General features: G+C 52.7%; 17 protein-coding genes and 1 riboswitch. Of the genes, 8 read left to right on the top strand and 9 right to left on the bottom strand.

The window, feature by feature from the left end:
* The first annotated feature begins 9 nt into the window (after positions 1-9).
* Positions 10-531, top strand: a complete 522-nt coding sequence (gene sfmF / locus WFN87_RS11285; protein WP_008460892.1) for a fimbria assembly protein — start codon at positions 10-12, stop codon at positions 529-531.
* Between the two features lie 75 nt (positions 532-606).
* On the opposite strand, the gene fimZ is transcribed toward sfmF, so the two are convergent.
* The 4 genes from fimZ to fimW form a co-directional block, all read right to left on the bottom strand.
* The gene (gene fimZ / locus WFN87_RS11280) at positions 607-1,239 is read right to left on the bottom strand and encodes a fimbria biosynthesis transcriptional regulator FimZ (RefSeq protein WP_008460895.1); all 633 of its coding nucleotides are present in this window, start codon (positions 1,237-1,239) and stop codon (positions 607-609) included.
* Between the two features lie 565 nt (positions 1,240-1,804).
* A complete protein-coding gene (locus WFN87_RS11275) occupies positions 1,805-2,545 on the bottom strand; it encodes a DNA-binding response regulator (RefSeq protein ID WP_336989462.1) in 741 nt (246 codons plus the stop codon).
* A gap of 8 nt (positions 2,546-2,553) precedes the next feature.
* On the bottom strand, positions 2,554-3,264 hold the full coding sequence (locus tag WFN87_RS11270; RefSeq protein ID WP_336982974.1) for an EAL domain-containing protein: 711 nt from the start codon (positions 3,262-3,264) through the stop codon (positions 2,554-2,556).
* Positions 3,265-3,516: 252 nt separating this feature from the next.
* Positions 3,517-4,119: a fimbria biosynthesis transcriptional regulator FimW gene (gene fimW / locus WFN87_RS11265; RefSeq protein WP_008460898.1), complete on the bottom strand. Its 603-nt coding sequence runs from the start codon at positions 4,117-4,119 to the stop codon at positions 3,517-3,519.
* A 213-nt stretch (positions 4,120-4,332) separates the two neighbouring features.
* Here fimW and tsr point away from each other — a divergent pair, with 213 nt between their 5' ends.
* Positions 4,333-5,997, top strand: a complete 1,665-nt coding sequence (tsr, locus tag WFN87_RS11260) for a methyl-accepting chemotaxis protein (RefSeq protein WP_336982975.1) — start codon at positions 4,333-4,335, stop codon at positions 5,995-5,997.
* Between the two features lie 52 nt (positions 5,998-6,049).
* On the opposite strand, the gene WFN87_RS11255 is transcribed toward tsr, so the two are convergent.
* On the bottom strand, positions 6,050-6,985 hold the full coding sequence (locus tag WFN87_RS11255) for a LysR family transcriptional regulator (RefSeq protein WP_336982976.1): 936 nt from the start codon (positions 6,983-6,985) through the stop codon (positions 6,050-6,052).
* Between the two features lie 178 nt (positions 6,986-7,163).
* Here WFN87_RS11255 and WFN87_RS11250 point away from each other — a divergent pair, with 178 nt between their 5' ends.
* Entirely contained in the window at positions 7,164-8,498 is a 1,335-nt protein-coding gene (locus WFN87_RS11250; protein ID WP_336818875.1) for an MFS transporter, read from the top strand.
* 15 nt (positions 8,499-8,513) lie between these two features.
* A complete protein-coding gene (locus WFN87_RS11245; protein WP_166995178.1) occupies positions 8,514-9,680 on the top strand; it encodes an amidohydrolase in 1,167 nt (388 codons plus the stop codon).
* A 49-nt stretch (positions 9,681-9,729) separates the two neighbouring features.
* On the opposite strand, the gene ubiK is transcribed toward WFN87_RS11245, so the two are convergent.
* Positions 9,730-9,990 (bottom strand): ubiquinone biosynthesis accessory factor UbiK, encoded by a 261-nt coding sequence (ubiK, locus tag WFN87_RS11240; RefSeq protein ID WP_008460905.1) that lies wholly within the window; start codon positions 9,988-9,990, stop codon positions 9,730-9,732.
* 122 nt (positions 9,991-10,112) lie between these two features.
* Positions 10,113-10,261: riboswitch (FMN riboswitch) on the top strand.
* Between the two features lie 94 nt (positions 10,262-10,355).
* Here ubiK and ribB point away from each other — a divergent pair.
* Positions 10,356-11,009, top strand: a complete 654-nt coding sequence (gene ribB / locus WFN87_RS11235) for a 3,4-dihydroxy-2-butanone-4-phosphate synthase (protein WP_008460907.1) — start codon at positions 10,356-10,358, stop codon at positions 11,007-11,009.
* Between the two features lie 178 nt (positions 11,010-11,187).
* Complete coding sequence (ygiD, locus tag WFN87_RS11230) at positions 11,188-11,976, top strand: 4,5-DOPA dioxygenase extradiol (RefSeq protein WP_336982977.1); 789 nt, start codon at positions 11,188-11,190, stop codon at positions 11,974-11,976.
* Between the two features lie 35 nt (positions 11,977-12,011).
* Here the strand turns inward: ygiD and WFN87_RS11225 are convergent, their stop codons facing one another.
* The 3 genes from WFN87_RS11225 to tolC form a co-directional block, all read right to left on the bottom strand.
* Positions 12,012-13,172: a glutathionylspermidine synthase family protein gene (locus WFN87_RS11225; RefSeq protein ID WP_008460911.1), complete on the bottom strand. Its 1,161-nt coding sequence runs from the start codon at positions 13,170-13,172 to the stop codon at positions 12,012-12,014.
* A gap of 6 nt (positions 13,173-13,178) precedes the next feature.
* Positions 13,179-13,856, bottom strand: a complete 678-nt coding sequence (locus WFN87_RS11220) for a DUF1190 family protein (RefSeq protein WP_008460913.1) — start codon at positions 13,854-13,856, stop codon at positions 13,179-13,181.
* A 169-nt stretch (positions 13,857-14,025) separates the two neighbouring features.
* Positions 14,026-15,510 (bottom strand): outer membrane channel protein TolC, encoded by a 1,485-nt coding sequence (gene tolC, locus WFN87_RS11215; RefSeq protein ID WP_442892768.1) that lies wholly within the window; start codon positions 15,508-15,510, stop codon positions 14,026-14,028.
* Positions 15,511-15,722: 212 nt separating this feature from the next.
* Here tolC and nudF point away from each other — a divergent pair, with 212 nt between their 5' ends.
* Positions 15,723-16,355 carry an ADP-ribose diphosphatase gene (nudF, locus tag WFN87_RS11210; RefSeq protein ID WP_166995184.1) on the top strand — a complete coding sequence of 211 codons (633 nt, stop codon included), beginning with the start codon at positions 15,723-15,725 and terminating at the stop codon, positions 16,353-16,355.
* A gap of 2 nt (positions 16,356-16,357) precedes the next feature.
* On the top strand, positions 16,358-16,783 hold the full coding sequence (locus WFN87_RS11205) for a DUF1249 family protein (RefSeq protein WP_008460921.1): 426 nt from the start codon (positions 16,358-16,360) through the stop codon (positions 16,781-16,783).
* Positions 16,784-16,910 lie beyond the last annotated feature (127 nt).

The following is a 16,910-nucleotide window of genomic DNA, read 5'->3' as shown; positions in this document are numbered from 1 at the left end:
GGGGACCTGATGAACAAGTTTATCCTGAGCGCGCTGGCGCTGGTCCCGATACTCTGCGTGCCCTCAGTGAAAGCGGCCTCGCCGCTGGGGGAAATCAACGTTGAGCTGCATGGAACAATCGTGGATTACACCTGTGTCGTGGAGACGGGCGGGGACAATAAGACGGTGAAGCTTGGCTCGTGGCCGACCAAACAGCTGCGCACCGCCGGGAGCACAACTCAGGCAATGCCGTTTAACCTGAAGCTAACCGGCTGCCCGCCGAGCGGTACCGCCTCTATCACCTTTAATGGCAAGAGTACCGGCACGGGACTGCTGGCGCTAAACGCTGCCAGTACGGCGAAAAATGTGGCCATTGAGCTACTGAATGAGGATAAGTCCCGATTGTTGTTGAATGATGCCAGTAAAACGATGCCGGTTGATGCCAACGGCGATGTGACGCTCAAGTTTTGGGCAAACTATATTGCCACGGCGGACAACGCGGATGCCGGGCTGGCCAATGCGGATGCGACGTTTCTGATTAACTACAATTAAAGCATCGTTAATGGTTCCAGAAAATAACCGGGAGGAGTCTTCCCGGTATTTCCGCTTCCGGTGCGTAATGGTCCTTTATAGCAGTTCATGCACCTTGGCATAGTCAATCAGCTCGACAATGGAAGTGAGTCCGAGTTTAGAGAATATATTAGCTTTATGTGCGCTAATGGTCTTGTTACTCAGTAATAGCTGTTCGGCAATCTCTTTATTCGACAGACCGTTTGCCAAATAACGCAAGACTGTGATTTCGCGGTTGGATAACGGCATATCGTCCATCGTTCCCCGGCGTGATTTATGGCTGCTGATAAAATGCAGCGTTTCCGAAGGGAAAAAGGAGTAGCCAGAAAGCAACATTTCAACCGCGTTAAATATATCTTCCTGTTCCTTACGTTTGCTCACAAATCCGTTGGCGCCGGCCTGAATAGCGCGCCCTGCGTAAAACGACTCTGATTTTGACGACAGGAAAAGGATTTTGGTTTTTTCCTGTAATCCTTTGATTCTTTTAAGTAATGTAAAGCCATCTGTGTTGGGGAGTTCAACGTCAAGAATCACCAGATCGACTGGATTCGCGCGCATATAGTCGATAACTTCCCGACCATCATCTGTTTTTAAAACAACATTAATATCTTTATTTTTCTGGAGGAGAACTTCTATCGACATTCTGACAATAGGATGCTCGTCCATAATGATTACGGATGCCGGTTTCATTTTTTTTTGCCTCGATTGTTTGATAAAAACATCGCTTTGACACAGCGTCAATGGCAGCGAAAGTGATAAACAGTGAGTTGGCGGTTGCCGGTCTTTATGCGGGAACCTCCTTGTTTTTTTTTAACTCTCTTCCTTTTTAAATTCGTTATTGTCGGCGGGAGAATGACTGCCTAAATAACTTCACATGTAATCCTTATAGATGCCATGGCAAATATAAATATGTGATGAGGTGATTATACAGCGCAGTTTTTGTGGGAAAAGTCTGATGTTCCTGGAATAAGTCTAAGTCAATACGAAATGCTGTGTAGTTAATTGACCTTTTTCTAAATTGAATTAACGAACCTAATTTTTTAGTTAAGGTGGGTTAAAAGACTTTTTATTGGAGAAAAAATGACATTTAGTTCTGAATGTTGTTATTTTGTTTTGGATCAAAAAGTGCTGAATGGCGTCATAGCGGAATAATTGCTTCCAGGAATAGTTGTAATTGTTAATTTTTTGTTTGTTTTTAACTCAATTTGAACATTGAAATTAAGTAAATTCTTAAAATATCTTATGCCTCAGTAGGTTAGTTCGATAGCCAATGTGCGCTATTTGCAACAGAAATTTCATGTAGAAGGTGCAGCAATTTACTGCGGTTATCGAGCGCCAGTCGAGTCAGCAAAACGTTGAAGCGATAAACGACGTAATGATAGGGTTTCTCAAGTAAAAGGGCGATTGATTTCAATGACTCTCCGCGGCTCAGCGCCAGTAAAATCGCCCACTCTCTGAGGGAAAAAACCTGCGTGTCGTAACTCGCCGCCAAATCTGGGTCGCCGGGGCTTAAAGCCTGTTTCAGTTTGTCCGGGGGGAGACGACGCTCGACAATCTTGCAGCCAACGGCCTGCTGAATAAATCGTGTGATTTCGGGCTTTCGCTGCGCGCTAAGCAGCATGATTTGGTGTTGCGGCGTGGTGATAATTTGTTGGCGAATGGCCTTCAAAACGTCAAGTGTGGGGATCTCCAGGCTGTCGAGGTCGACGATCAGTCGCGGTACGGGAGAGTGCACCTGATGCGCGATAACGTCATCCAGCGAAGAGAGCACGGGAATGTTAAGGCGATGGAAAAGAGTGCCGGTGATTGCGCTGCTGAGGAAATTGTCGGCAGAAACGAGGATGGCATCGGGCTTCTTTGGTTTTTGCCCCCCAATCAATTGCTGTTGAATATATTCGAGTCGATCAAAAAAAAGTGGCGCGGTGGAGTTGGCGGGGTTTAGAAGATAATCAGTCCTGGTACGACGGTGTTTATTTCGCCTCATAGCTGCGCACATAAGCCTGCTCACAATGACAAGGTATCAGAGAGCAGCCAGCGTTTATGCGGCCATAAATAGCCTTGCCCGAAGCTGGCACCTGACTGGCGAGCAAGCTCGAGATGATGTGTGTCTTCGATACCTTCAATGATAATGTGAGGTGAAATGTCCGCGCACCGTGCGACCAGGCGTTGAAGTGCCCTGGGATTTTTACCGAGCGTCCAGAATGCTTGCTTATCAATTTTTACTCCGCCGACATCAATGGCGTAGCGGTGGAAGCTTTCAATACAGCCCTCGGTAAGGTCATCCAGCCATACCGATATCCTTTGTTGCTGTAACAGCTTAATTCGCTCCCGCAGGCAAAGCTGATGCCGCCTGGAGCACGTATCAAAAAGTGGAGCATCCTGTATCTCAATTGTTATCCATGATTCACAAACATCAAGCAGCCGGGCGAATAGCCGCTCGTCAATCAGCGCCATAATGGGAAGGTTAAGGAAGAAGCTACCGGATGCCTGTCGGGACTTCAGCAGGTTGGTCTGACGGCAAAAAAGCGCCACGCTGTCGGCTGCCGACAGGTTTGCAAAAAAAACCTCGGAATCTCGTGATGGCGCGGCGAGCTGGCTGAGTACTTCGTGGCTAATAACGTGTCCGCTAAATAAATTAACAATCGGTTCCAGACGGAAACCGGAAATATGCTGGTCAACAGATAATAAATTGTTATCTCTAGAAATATTTATCATTATTTTGTCGCTAATTGTGACAGCTATAACTGAATTGCTGAGCAATCAATGCCCTGAGAGGAAGAGGTGGTGTGCTTTCAGCAAATTTGGAGATTTTTCTGAGCGTATTCTCTCAGCGCCTCGAATGAGTGAATACCGGGGATGGCTTATTCCAGGTTGCGAAAATTCGCAACCCTGAAGAGTGAGGGGCGCGTTTTTTTTATAATTAAGAGTAATTCCCTGGCATAATAAGAAAATACTTAATTAAATAATTCAATCCAGCAAGAACGGCAGATTGAGTTTGATATAATTCATGAGTTTATATTGGCTCTTGATATTAAGTTTTTTCATAATCGACAGTCGTTTATCCCGCGCAGTATTTTCATCAATATGCATAATAAAAGCCGCGTCAATCAGCGAGTAACCACAGGCCATTAGCTTCAGTAATTCACGCTCCTGCATGTTGAAATGCCGCGTTGTGCAGTAGTGGCAAATAGACGTAGGCACGGGCAGGGTGTTTTTTTTGCGCCGTTCTGGATCTATCCAGGGGGCCAGTTTGAGCCTGACATCTTCGACCTCATCCTCACGATAGATAGACGGCAGCATATACAGGCAGGGACGAAACATCAGGTTCTCCTGATCCTGCTTTTTACAGATGAGGATCACCCGCTGATGGCGCGTCGTCTGCGGTATTTTGTAGCAGTTGGCGGTTGACCAGTTGTCGTCTAGCGCGAAAAAAACCAGATCGGCGACGTCCTGGTGCGCCAACGGTAGGAAATGATAAGTCTCGCTAAACTGACGGCAGAGCTGCTGGATAATAATTTTAATGCCATTGGCAAAATGGCTATTTCTTTCACAGATAGCAACGGTAAGCATGCCTTCCTCCGGGCTGGTTGACTATTAAAAAAATGATAGTGAAAAAAACTCGGATTATGAATGTGTTACGACTTAACCCCGCAGGTGTGGAGGATGAATTATTGCCAGGCCATTTCCTGGGAGTAGCAGAAAAAACGGCAAAAAAACGCTTTGGGTAAAGTTTTCTGCTGTTACGCCGATGATTAAGACTTGTCTTACAGGGAATGAGAAGCAATGTTAAACCGTATCAAAATCGTTACAAGCTTACTGGTCGTCCTGGGGCTGTTTGGCATTTTGCAGATAGCTTCCGGCGGATTGTTCTTCAATGCGCTGAAGCAGGACAAAGAAAATTTCACCGTTCTACAAACCATTCGTCAGCAGCAGTCAACGCTGAACGGCAGCTGGGTCGCGCTGTTGCAGACCCGTAACACCCTGAACCGCGCCGGTATTCGCTACATGATGGATGCCAATAAAATTGGCAGCGGTGCAACCGTTGAAGAACTGATGGCGATTGCCAGCACTTCGCTGAAACAGGCTGAGGTTGAGTGGGCGGCTTATGAAGCTTTACCGCGCGATCCACGCCAAAGCGACGCGGCCGCACAAGAAATTAAGCGCAACTACGATATTTATCACGGTGCGCTGGCAGAGCTGATTCAACTGCTTGGCGCGGGGAAAATTAATGAATTCTTCGATCAGCCAACCCAGGGGGATCAGGATGGCTTTGAGAAGCAATACGTTAACTATCTGCAGCAAAACGACCACCTTTATCAGGAAGCGGTCGACAGCAGCAACAGCTCTTACAGCATGGCGATTTGGATCCTGATTGGCGTCCTGATTGTGGTGCTGGTGGTGATCCTTGTGGTCTGGCAGGGGATCCGCACCACGCTTATCTCTCCGCTGAATCGCCTGATCGAAAGCATTCGCCACATCGCCAGCGGCGATCTGGTGCGCAAAATCGACGTGGAAGGCACCAACGAAATGGGGCAGCTGGCCGAGAACCTGCGCCATATGCAAAACGAGCTGGTGATTACCGTGGGTGAGGTCCGCAACGGCGCGAATGCTATTTATAGCGGCGCCAGCGAGATTTCCATCGGCAATAACGATCTCTCTTCTCGTACCGAACAACAGGCGGCTTCGCTTGAGGAAACGGCCGCGAGCATGGAGCAGCTGACTGCCACGGTTAAACAGAATGCTGAAAACGCCCGTCAGGCTAGCCAGCTGGCGCTAAGCGCCTCTGAAACCGCGCAGCGCGGCGGTAAAGTCGTGGACAATGTGGTGCATACCATGAGCGAAATTGCCGGCAGTTCGCAGAAAATTGCCGACATTATTAGCGTCATTGACGGCATCGCCTTCCAGACCAACATCCTGGCTCTTAACGCCGCCGTTGAAGCTGCCCGTGCGGGTGAGCAGGGACGTGGTTTTGCCGTGGTAGCCGGGGAAGTGCGTAATCTGGCGCAGCGTAGCGCGCAGGCCGCGAAAGAGATCAAAACCCTGATTGAGGATTCGGTTAGCAAGGTGGATACCGGCTCAACGCTGGTTGAAAGCGCCGGGGAAACCATGGGGGAAATCGTTAATGCGGTGACCCGCGTGACCGATATCATGGGCGAGATTGCCTCTGCTTCTGACGAGCAAAGCCGCGGGATCGATCAGGTTGGATTAGCGGTTGCAGAAATGGACCGTGTGACCCAGCAGAACGCCGCGCTGGTGGAAGAGTCTGCCGCCGCCGCCGCTGCGCTGGAAGAACAGGCCAGCAGGCTCACGCAGTCCGTTTCCGTATTCCGTATCGCTCAGGAACGCCAGGCCAAAGCCCAGGCCGCTGCGCCAAAGGCTGTCGCGACGACGACTGCTCCGCGTAAAGCCGTGGCTGCTACGTCTGACGATAACTGGGAAACCTTCTGATTCGAGCTGTATAGGAACAACAAGGCGGGTAGCTCAATGCTGTCCGCCTTTTTTATATCCTCGCTACCATTTCCAGCGCGTCGCTGTCCTGAAGCCAGTCGCGCGAATTGATCCTCAGCATTTCCATAAAGGTCGTCCCTGCGGTGGACAGCCGCCCTATACTGGGGCAAACGATGTTCACGCTGGTTGCCGGCAGCACTTCTTTAAGCGCCAGTGGCCGAAGGTTTTTTTCATAGCCAGGAAAGCGAAGCCTGACCGAAGTCCACATGCTAACAATGGGCGCCTGTTCTATCATGCGCGCCATAATCCACGGCGAGGAGCAGTGCACAATCGTCGGCGGTAGCGGCAGGTTATAGCGGCGGAAGACCTGGCCCAGAATAGAGTGCTCTCCCGGCTCATCCCAGTCCAGCCAGGGAAATTGCATCAGGCTTTTCAGCGTGGTGGTGTGGGTGACGGGATGATGCTCGCCGGCAATAATGGTGTTGCTGAGGGCGTAGAGCGTTTCCTGGTAAAACGTGCCGATGGGCGTTCCGCTGGCAATGGTCATCACCGCCATATCCAGCCGCTGATTAGCGAGCGCATCCAGAATCTGGAGCGGCCTGCCTTCCATGGCGATTAACTTCACGCCGGGAAAGCGGCTCTGGTACTGGCTCATTGTGGTGCTAAAGGGACCGTAAGAGGCGGCGGAGGTAAATCCAATGCGCAGCTGACGCATGGCTTTTCCGAGCAGATTATCGATTTCATCCCGCGCCTGATGTAACGAGCGATCGATATCCCTGGCATGGCGCAACAGCACTTGCCCGTACTCATTTAGCGTCACCCCCCGTGATGAGCGTTGCAAAATTGGCATGCCGATTTCCGTCTCCAGCTCCTGAATGGTTTTGGAAATAGCGGGTTGAGTGAGATGCAGCGCCCGGGCAGCCTTGCCTATGCTGCCCTGTGCGGCAACTTCTAGTAATACATCTAATTGATTTATTTTGATTTTCATTTGTCACTCCGCCATCGGCTTTCGCCATAGTGCAAAAAATGCACTTTCAGGATACGAAGAATATAACCAAAGCCATAACTAATTTTTATGTTTGCGATGTTCTTTTTTTATGCAGATAGTCGAATCACCCTCAGAAGTCACAGCCCGACATGCAAAAAATAATGAGAAGGAAGTGAGCATGAAATCATCTGCAAGTACTGCCTCAGCGGCTAGCGGGTTGATCGCCGCGATGCCGCCTCAAAGCCGTCCTCTGGAAGAGCGAACCAGCGCTAAGTCTCTGGTGGCGGTAACATTGGGTAACGGATTAGAAATCTATGATTTTGCGGTTTATAGCTTCTTTTCAGTGATCATTGGCCACCTTTTTTTTCCCTCCAGTAATGACTATGTTTCGCTGCTGCTGGCGGTAGCGACCTTTGGCGTCGGTTTTGTGATGCGCCCATTGGGCAGCCTGGTGCTGGGTAACTATGCGGATAAGCATGGCCGCCGTTCCGGGATGACGTTGATCCTCGGACTGATGGCCCTTGGCGTGATGCTGGTGGCGTTTGCGCCGACTTACAGCCAGGTCGGAATACTGGGGCCCATCGTGTTGATTGCTGGCCGCCTGCTGCAAGGTTTTTCCGCCGGGGGCGAAATCGGCGCGGCAACCAGCTGGCTGATGGAGGCCGGAGATAAATCCCGGCGCGGGCAGCGGGTGAGCTGGCAGATGACCAGCCAGGGCGGCGCCGCGCTGTTTGGGGCGGCAATGGGAGCAGGATTGAGCCACTACCTCAGCGAAGAGGCCCTGTACGATTGGGGCTGGCGCGTGCCCTTTATTCTGGGTCTGGCGATCATGCCCATTGGGATGTACATCCGGCGCCATTTGCCGGAAACGCATCATACTGAAGCGACTCCCCAAAAGGAGAACTCGGCCAAAATCCTCTGGCGGGAGCATCGTCGGGCTCTGCTGTTGGGCATTTTGCTGATAATGAAAGGCACGACAACGTTCTACATCATCATTTATTACATGCCCGCATACATGGTGAACACGCTGCACATGCCGGCGGCGACCTCCTATTGGATAAGCCTGACGGCGGCGCTGATGACGCTCCTGATCCCTTTTTTCGCAGGAAAGTTGGCGGACAGGCTGCCCAGACGTAAGCCGATCATGACGTTCTGCTTTGCCGTTTCACTCTTGTTGGTTTGGCCAATCTTCGCGTCGATTTTGAACGGTATGCCGCTGTGGATCACTATTGCGTTAATCGCTGTCGATCAGGTGCTGGCGAATGTGTGCACGGTGGTGCTGTTCCTGCTGCTGCTCGAAGCATTTCCGAAAACGGTTCGGGCCTCGGGCATCAGCATTGTGTATGCCGTTGGCGTCACCCTATTTGGCGGCTTTGCGCAATTTAACGTGACCTGGTTGCTTAAAGCGACGGGTCAGCCGATGACGCCGGCCTGGTATCTGATTTTTTGCTCTTTCGTTTCGCTGGCGGCGCTGCTTGTCTGGCGGGAACGGAAAACGCAACCTGACGCTTAATACAAGGAGCTACCTATGTTGATTAAAGAGATTCTGGATCGTGAAGAAGAGATGATCGCCCTTCGGCGTGATTTCCACCAAAACCCGGAACTGGGGTTTGAAGAGTTCCGCACCAGCGATCGTATTGCTGAACTGCTGACCGGCTGGGGTTATGAAGTACATCGCGGGTTAGGCGGCACCGGGGTGGTTGGGACACTAAAAGTGGGAAGCGGCAGTAAAAGATTGGGGATCCGCGCCGATATGGACGCGCTGCCGATGCAAGAGCAAACCGGGCTGCCCTGGGCAAGCCAGGTGGAAGGTAAGATGCATGCCTGCGGGCATGACGGCCACTGCGCCATTCTGCTTTCTGCGGCTCGCTACCTGGCGGAGAAGAAGCCTTTTAACGGGACGCTGCATCTGATCTTTCAGCCCTCGGAAGAAAAGATCGGCGGTGCTAAGCGGATGATCGACGACGGTCTGTTCAGGCTGTTCCCGTGCGACGCGGTGTTTGGGCTGCATAATTTCCCCCTGATCCCCGCCGGTCAGTGGGTGACGAAGCCGGGGGCGCTAATGGCCTCTTCTGACAGCCTGACCATCACGCTGGAAGGTAAAGGTGGGCATGGCTCGATGCCGGAGCACTGTATCGATCCTACGATTGCCGGAGCCTCTATTGTGATGGCGCTGCAAACTATTGTCTCTCGCAATATCGACCCGCAGGATGCGGCGGTGGTGACCGTGGGCAGCCTGCAGAGCGGCACAACACACAACATTATTCCACACACAGCCGTGCTGAAGCTGAACATGCGTGCCTTTAAAAAAGAGGTTCGTGAGGCGCTCAAACAACGAGTTGAAACCCTCGTCCACGCTCAGGCGGAAAGTTTTGGCCTGAAGGCCTGTATAGAGGTGGATTTTGGCTATCCGGTGACGATAAATAACGAAGCACAGACGGCATTCGCGCTTCAGGTTGCCCGGGATACGTTCGGCGCGGATAACGTCGCGGATCCTCAGCACGTGAAGAGCATGATGGGCAGCGAGGATTTCTCTTTTATGCTGGAAGAGGTGCCGGGGTGTTATCTCTGGCTGGGTACGGCGACGGGGAAAGACGACTATTCAGTGCATCATCCTCTGTATCAGTTTAACGATGCCTGTATTTCGGTGGGGGCTACATATTGGGTTCGGTTGAGTGAGGCATTTTTACGCTGAGAATTTCCCCCTGACGCTTTCCTTTGCGGGAGCGTCAGGGGGCGGAGCGTTACTCGGCGTCTTTCGGGGCTTCGCGGTTTTCCAGTTCGGTCAGTCGCTGCTCCAGCAGAGCCAGTTTCTCGCGGGTGCGCAGCAGGACCTGAGTTTGCACGTCAAACTCCTCGCGGCTCACAAGGTCAAGGCGGGTTAACTGAGACTGCAGGATCTGGCGTACTTTCTTCTCCACATCATCCCCGAACTCACGAATCCCTTTCGGCATTGACTCATGGACCTGGCGGGCGATTTGTTCAATTTTTTTCGGGTCAATCATAGCGGCTTCCATTATCTGGCGAGTAATAGGGCTAATTGTAATGCCTGATTGCCAGGGGATAAACTGGAAATGTTGCCTGTGTAATCGTTGCCCACAAAAATGATTAGCGCTATAGTGAACCTGCTTATTCTCAGGGCGGGGCGAAACTCCCCACCGGCGGTAAATCAGCGAACGCTGAAAGCCCGCGAGCGCTTCAGGCTTTGCCTGAAGGTCAGCAGATCCGGTGTAATTCCGGGGCCGACGGTTAAAGTCCGGATGGGAGAGAGTAACGATCACGTCAGGCCCTGGCCTGCCCGCGTTATTTTTTTAGCTCCTAAGACTGCCCTGATTCTGGTAACCATAATATTAATGAGGTTTTTATTACCATGAATCAGACGCTACTTTCTGCATTTGGCACCCCGACTGAGCGCGTTGAGCGTGCTCTTGATGCGCTTCGCGAAGGCCGTGGCGCTATGGTTCTCGACGATGAAAATCGTGAGAACGAAGGCGATATGATCTTCCCGGCTGAAACCATGACCGTGGAGCAAATGGCGCTGACCATTCGCCACGGGAGCGGCATTGTTTGCCTGTGCCTGACCGACGAACGCCGTAAACAGCTCGATCTGCCGATGATGGTCGAAAACAACACCAGCGCTTTCGGCACCGGGTTTACCGTGACCATCGAAGCCGCTCACGGCGTGACAACCGGCGTTTCCGCAGCCGACCGTCTGACCACCGTTCGTGCAGCTATTGCCGACGGCGCTAAGCCGAGCGACCTGCACCGCCCTGGTCACGTTTTCCCGCTGCGTGCGCAGCCGGGCGGCGTGTTAACTCGCGGCGGCCACACCGAAGCCACTATCGACCTCGTTTCCCTGGCCGGTTTCAAACCTGCAGGTGTGCTGTGTGAACTGACCAACGACGACGGCACCATGGCGCGTGCGCCGGAGTGCATCGAGTTTGCACGCAAACATAATATGGCGGTTGTGACCATCGAAGATTTGGTGGAATATCGCCAGGCGCAAGCGCGTAAAGCCAGCTAAAAAAGTAAAGCCCGGTCAGCGCGATCGGGCTTTTGTTATTCACTCCCGCCTCGCTGTTTTCGTCTTTTCAGACCTGTTCAAAATTTCTGATGATCATCATCATGCTTATCTGAGTTCTTCCCACAAAAATTGGGCGTAATCTGTGTGTATTGAATCTTAGCCATTTAAGGACACCATCATGACAAGCCCACGTATGCCCGCGCTGTTCCTTGGCCACGGTAGCCCGATGAACGTGCTGGAAGATAACCGCTATACCCGCGCCTGGGCTCAGCTCGGCGAAACGCTGCCGCGGCCAAAAGCGATTGTGGTGGTGTCGGCCCACTGGTTCACCCGTGGAACGGGCGTGACCGCGATGGAAGCGCCGAAGACGATTCACGACTTTGGTGGTTTTCCTCAGGCGCTGTATGACACGCATTACCCGGCACCCGGCTCGCCTGAGCTGGCGCAGCAGCTGGTTGATCTGCTGGCACCGACGCCGGTGGCGTTAGATAAAGAGGCATGGGGCTTTGACCACGGCTCGTGGGGCGTGCTGATCAAGATGTACCCGGAAGCGGATATTCCGATGGTGCAGCTGAGCATTGACAGCACGAAGCCGGCAGCCTGGCATCTGGAGACTGGCCGCAAACTGGCCACGCTACGTGACCAGGGCATTATGCTGGTGGCGAGCGGTAACGTGGTGCATAACCTGAGAACTGCGCGCTGGCACGGTGAAAATACACCTTACCCCTGGGCTGAGTCGTTTAACGACTATGTTAAAGCCAACCTGACCTGGAAGGGGCCTGCGGAGGAGCATCCGCTGGTGAACTATCTCAGTCATGAAGGCGGTTCACTGTCTAACCCGACGGCGGAGCATTTCCTGCCGCTACTTTATGTCCTGGGCGCGTGGGACGGCAAAGAGCCGGTGACGATTCCGGTCGACGGCATAGAGATGGGATCGCTGAGTATGCTGTCGGTTGTGGTAGGGTAAACAGAAAAGCGCCCAATGGGCGCTTTTTTAATGCTCTATTCCACAAAGATATGTGGATAGAAACGGGAAAGATCCTGCGTAATAAGCTCGCGATCCTCACGAATCCCGATCCCTGCAGGCTGATCGTTAATAAGCCAGCTGCCAATCAGTGTATAGCTGTCGCCGAATTTTGGTAGCGGATAGAACTGCTGGACGATCATGCCTTCTTCGCCGTACGGCCCGTCAACGCGCGCGATCTCCTGGCCATTCTCGATGATCTTCACGTTGGCGCCTTCGCGGGAGAAGATTGGCTTCACGACGTATTTTTCCATCGGCGGGAAGTTGTCCTCGGCGAAATAAGCCGGCAGCAGGTTAGGGTGGCCCGGGAACATCTCCCACAGCATCGGCAGCAGGGCTTTGTTGGAGATAATGCTTTTCCAGGCTGGCTCCAGCCAGCGCACGCCGGCATCTTCCAGCTTGGTGGAGAACATCTCGCGGAGCATGAATTCCCAAGGGTAGAGCTTGAACAGGTTACTGATAACCTGATCCTGCAGATCGGTAAACTGACCTTTTTCGCCGAGGCCAATTTCCTCGATAAACAGGAACTCACTGGCGACGTCAGATTCGGCGGCGCAGTCCTGCAGATACTGCACGGTGCCGCGATCTTCTACCGTGTCCTGACAGCAGGCAAAGTGCAGTAGATTGAAACCATGCTGCTGCTTGAGTTCGGCGAAACGTTCGATCAGCTTTTCCTGCAGGCTGTTGAACTGGTCCGCGCCTTCGGGCAGATTGCCCGCAGCCACCTGATCTTCAAGCCAGATCCACTGGAAGAAAGCCGCTTCATACAGCGACGTTGGCGTATCGGCATTGTTTTCCAGCAGCTTGGGTTCACCCACGCCATCCCACGCCAGATCCAGGCGGGAATAAAGGGAGGGCTGCTGGCTGCGCCATGACTGGCGAACAAATTCCCAGGTGTGTTTCGGAATGCGGAAACGGGCCATGAGCTCGTCGCTGGCCACCACTTTTTCCACAACCTGCAGACACATTTGATGCAGCTCGGCGGTGACCTCTTCCAGGCGTTCAACCTGAGCCAGCGTGAGCTTGTAATAGGCGTCTTCACACCAGTACGGCTCCCCGTACATGGTGTGAAAATTGAAGCCGTATTCCGTGGCTTTTTCGCGCCAGTCCGGGCGTTCAACGAGAGAAACTCTTTCCATGATTTATCAGCCGCCCATCGAACGGCTGCTGCCGGAGGTGGCGCTGCTGCGCTGCATGGTGGATTGCTTGGCCACTGACTCACCAAAGCCGCCGCGAGTCACCGTTGAGGTGGTCGCAGGTTTTGGTGCCATCGCACTTTTCGGAACGGTTGTCGTCCGGCCTGGGGTGGCCGCGCCGTAGCTTTTACCGCTGGCATCGGCGTACTTGCCGTAAGCCGGGCTGGCCGGGTTTTTTGAGGTAAACAGCGGCTGCTGCGCAAAGCCCGCGCCGCCGCCCATCAGACGGCCCATCATGTAGCCCGCCATCAGCGGCATCCAGAAGCTGCCGCTTTGCTGCGGTTGAGCCTGAGCCTGGCTTTCGCCGGCAAGGCTTGCCTGAGCAGGGGCTGGCTGGCACTGGCCTTCGCCAAACTCGGCCACGCAGGCTTCACGGGAAGCGTACTTCGGTGCCGTGCGCTCGGCTTCTTTCAGAGCGTTATTATAGGCGGTGGTACATTCCGCGCTTTTGCTCGGGTTTGCCTGCGAGCAGTCGTCCGCGTTTTGGTACATTGAGACGGTTTCGTCGCTTTGTTCACAGCCGGCCAGCATAAAGACGGCGGTGACCGCCAACGCCACCGGCGTTAAATGGCGTGCGTTCCAGCTTTTGCGGAACGATGAATGATTTATATTTTTTGTCCGTTTCATTTAATCAGTCCTGAGCCCAGTAGGTTTGGTGCTAAGGATAGGGGATGAGCGGTTGAAATTGAAGCGATGTTGGCCTGTTGGCAGGAGATCTTTACGTTGCCTTACGTTCAAACGCGAGACAGAAAAAAAGGGGCGTAAAAATACGCCCCTTTCGTTGGCATTCCGGCGATTAATTAGCGAATGGGTTCGCTTTTTTCCCGCTGGTGGCCGCAGCCGGAGTGGCATGAGTTGCCTTAGTGGAAGCCGTCGCTGGCGCGGTGTTGTAACCGTCAGCGCGGGCATCCTGCTCTGGGGTTTCCGGCGCAACGCTGTCCGCAGAGGTTGAAACCGGTTTGCCCAGCGTATTGTTCAGCGCAATCAGATCTTGCTCGTTCAACGTACCCAATGCTGATTTAATATTCAGCTGGTTAATCAGGTAGTTATAACGTGCGCTGGAGAGTTGCTGTTTAGCGTTATACAGCGTGGTGGTCGCATCCAGCACGTCAACGATAGTACGGGTACCCACCGAGTAACCGGCTTCCATCGCATCCAGGGAGCTTTGCGCAGACACCACGGCCTGTTTGTAAGCGTTGATGGTGCTGATAGAGGCGTTCACGTTATTAAAGGAAGAACGCACGGTCTGTACCACGCTGCGGTGCGCGCTTTCCAGCTGCTCGCTGGCACCCACAAAGTTGTACTGAGCCTGTTTAACCTGAGAGTTAACCTGGCCACCCTGGTACAGCGGCAGGGAGAAGCTCAGGCCAACCTGGTTCTGCCCTTTATAGCTGTTGTCATACTGCGAATTGCCGGAAGTTTTAGAACCATTGTAGCTGCTGTTAGTGACGCCGCTGGATGCGTTCAGGCTCAGCGTCGGCAGATGACCATCTTCAGCCAGGCGAATTTGTTCGCGCGCCAGATCCTGGCTCAGGCGAGCCTGAAGCAGGCTAAGGTTGCGTTTTTCAGCATCTTTTAGCAGGCTGTTGACCGCATCTGGCTTGGTGGTTTTGAAACCGTCTACGTTCAGAGAAGCCAGGCTCAGATAGTCGTTCCCGGTGACCTGACGCAGTGATTCCACCGCGTTGTCCAGGTTATTACGGGCGGTGACTTCGTTCGCCAGCACGGTGTCGTACTGTGCGCGGGCGTTCTGCACGTCAGTGATGGCGACCAGGCCTACGTTAAAGCGCTGAGTGGTTTGATCCAACTGGCGGTAAATAGCCTGTTTCTGCGCTTCAGTATAGGAAAGCGCGTCAATGGCGCTCAGCACGTTGAAATAGGCTGTGGCCGTGTTCAGGATCAGAGACTGCTGATCGGTCTGGAAGCTGACGTCCTGAATCCCTGCGGTTTTTTCCTGCAGGCTCAGTGCGCGCCATTTCGACATATCAAAAATGGTTTGCGTCAGCTGTAACGTTGCGCTGGTCGTGTTGGAGTTAATACCGTTAGAGTCGCGGAAACCGTTACCGTAGGTGTAATCTGCACCCAGGCCCAGCTGTGGCAGTAATGGGCTGCGCGCTTCATTAATTTTTTCGAATGCGGCGTCACGGTCAGCAACGGATTTACGCAGGTCCGGGTTGCTGGTGCGCGCCTGTTGATAAACCTGCAGCAGGTTTTCTGCCTGGCTCATGGCGCTGAAACCCGTTAGGCTCAGACCGATAAGAATGGGGAGCAGTTTCTTCATTTGCATTCCTTGTTGTGAAGCAGAATTATTTTGTTTAACGCCGACAGGAGTCAAAGATGATCGCCGATTCTACAGATTCCGTCAGCCGGGCAGGTTGGCGTAAAGTGCCATCTACCTTAATTTTCACCAATCTACCACATCAAAATTGAAAGGGCAGTTACGCAGGGTTGAAATCGCCCGGCCAGCGCCCATTTGTCATCAGGACATCATCTATGAACAAGTCAGAAAAGCTAGCGGCTACTTTCGCCAAAAAGGATGTAGAAATTATTGCACGGGAAACGCTTTATCGTGGCTTTTTTTCACTCGATCTTTATCGTTTTCGTCATCGTTTATTCAACGGCGAAATGAGTGGCGAAGTCAGGCGCGAAATTTTTGAACGCGGTCACGCTGCGGTGCTGCTACCCTATGACCCTGTGCGTGATGAAGTCGTGCTGATAGAGCAGATTCGTATCGCGGCCTGGGACACCAGCGAAACCCCATGGCTGTTAGAAATGATCGCCGGCATGATTGAAGAGGGCGAAAGCGTAGAAGATGTTGCGCGTCGTGAAGCCGTAGAAGAAGCTGGCCTTGCTGTGGGCCGAACCAAACCGGTTCTGAGCTATTTAGCCAGCCCCGGCGGCACCAGCGAAAGGTTGTCTATTTTAGTCGGCGAAGTGGATGCCACTCAGGCCAAAGGTATTCATGGCCTGGTGGAAGAAAACGAAGATATTCGTGTTCATGTGGTGAGCCGGGAGCAGGCTTACCAGTGTGTCGAAGAGGGGAGCATCGACAACGCAGCAACGGTCATCGCTTTGCAATGGCTGCAGCTGCATTATGAGCAACTAAGAAAAGAGTGGAATCACTGATTATGAAGCGCTATACCCCTGACTTCCCCGAAATGATGCGTTTGTGCGAAACCAACTTCGCGCAGCTGCGCCGCCTGCTGCCGAAAAATGATGCGGCGGGCGAAACGGTAACCTATCAGGTTAATAGCGCCAGATATCGATTAACTATTTCAGAATCAACACGTTATACCACCCTGGTGGAAATAGAACAAACGCACCCCTCGGTGAGTTACTGGAGCCTGCCGTCAATGTCGGTCAGGCTGTATCACGACGCGATGGTCGCGGAAGTGTGTTCAAGCCAGCAGATCTTTCGCTTCAAAGCGCGATATGATTATCCGAATAAAAAGTTGCATCAACGCGACGAAAAGCATCAAATTAACCAGTTTCTTGCTGATTGGCTGCGCTACTGTTTAGCGCATGGAGCAATGGCCGTGCCTGTGTATACCTAGTTTTTTTAGGGTTGAGGACGGTTAACGGCACAACGCCCTGAATAAATGGATGATATTGATACCCTGAATGAATCGAGCTGCCGCCTGGATATCAGCAGCTTAAGTGTGGTGGGTAGTGAGTGCGTGA

The sequence above is a fragment of the Cedecea sp. AS113 genome (assembly GCF_037152415.1).
Classification (GTDB): Bacteria; Pseudomonadota; Gammaproteobacteria; order Enterobacterales; family Enterobacteriaceae; genus Cedecea.
Note: the sequence above shows the minus strand (reverse complement) of the source record. Positions and strands in the feature narration are given on the sequence as shown.

Excerpts from the sequence above, each read along its gene's own strand:
- sfmF (WP_008460892.1), top strand. The coding sequence starts at position 10 with ATGAACAAGTTTATCCTGAGCGCGCTGGCGCTGGTCCCGATACTCTGC.
- fimZ (WP_008460895.1), bottom strand. The coding sequence starts at position 1,239 with ATGAAACCGGCATCCGTAATCATTATGGACGAGCATCCTATTGTCAGA.
- WFN87_RS11275 (WP_336989462.1), bottom strand. The coding sequence starts at position 2,545 with ATGTGCGCAGCTATGAGGCGAAATAAACACCGTCGTACCAGGACTGAT.
- WFN87_RS11270 (WP_336982974.1), bottom strand. The coding sequence starts at position 3,264 with ATGATAAATATTTCTAGAGATAACAATTTATTATCTGTTGACCAGCAT.
- fimW (WP_008460898.1), bottom strand. The coding sequence starts at position 4,119 with ATGCTTACCGTTGCTATCTGTGAAAGAAATAGCCATTTTGCCAATGGC.
- tsr (WP_336982975.1), top strand. The coding sequence starts at position 4,333 with ATGTTAAACCGTATCAAAATCGTTACAAGCTTACTGGTCGTCCTGGGG.
- WFN87_RS11255 (WP_336982976.1), bottom strand. The coding sequence starts at position 6,985 with ATGAAAATCAAAATAAATCAATTAGATGTATTACTAGAAGTTGCCGCA.
- WFN87_RS11250 (WP_336818875.1), top strand. The coding sequence starts at position 7,164 with ATGAAATCATCTGCAAGTACTGCCTCAGCGGCTAGCGGGTTGATCGCC.
- WFN87_RS11245 (WP_166995178.1), top strand. The coding sequence starts at position 8,514 with ATGTTGATTAAAGAGATTCTGGATCGTGAAGAAGAGATGATCGCCCTT.
- ubiK (WP_008460905.1), bottom strand. The coding sequence starts at position 9,990 with ATGATTGACCCGAAAAAAATTGAACAAATCGCCCGCCAGGTCCATGAG.
- ribB (WP_008460907.1), top strand. The coding sequence starts at position 10,356 with ATGAATCAGACGCTACTTTCTGCATTTGGCACCCCGACTGAGCGCGTT.
- ygiD (WP_336982977.1), top strand. The coding sequence starts at position 11,188 with ATGACAAGCCCACGTATGCCCGCGCTGTTCCTTGGCCACGGTAGCCCG.
- WFN87_RS11225 (WP_008460911.1), bottom strand. The coding sequence starts at position 13,172 with ATGGAAAGAGTTTCTCTCGTTGAACGCCCGGACTGGCGCGAAAAAGCC.
- WFN87_RS11220 (WP_008460913.1), bottom strand. The coding sequence starts at position 13,856 with ATGAAACGGACAAAAAATATAAATCATTCATCGTTCCGCAAAAGCTGG.
- tolC (WP_442892768.1), bottom strand. The coding sequence starts at position 15,510 with ATGAAGAAACTGCTCCCCATTCTTATCGGTCTGAGCCTAACGGGTTTC.
- nudF (WP_166995184.1), top strand. The coding sequence starts at position 15,723 with ATGAACAAGTCAGAAAAGCTAGCGGCTACTTTCGCCAAAAAGGATGTA.
- WFN87_RS11205 (WP_008460921.1), top strand. The coding sequence starts at position 16,358 with ATGAAGCGCTATACCCCTGACTTCCCCGAAATGATGCGTTTGTGCGAA.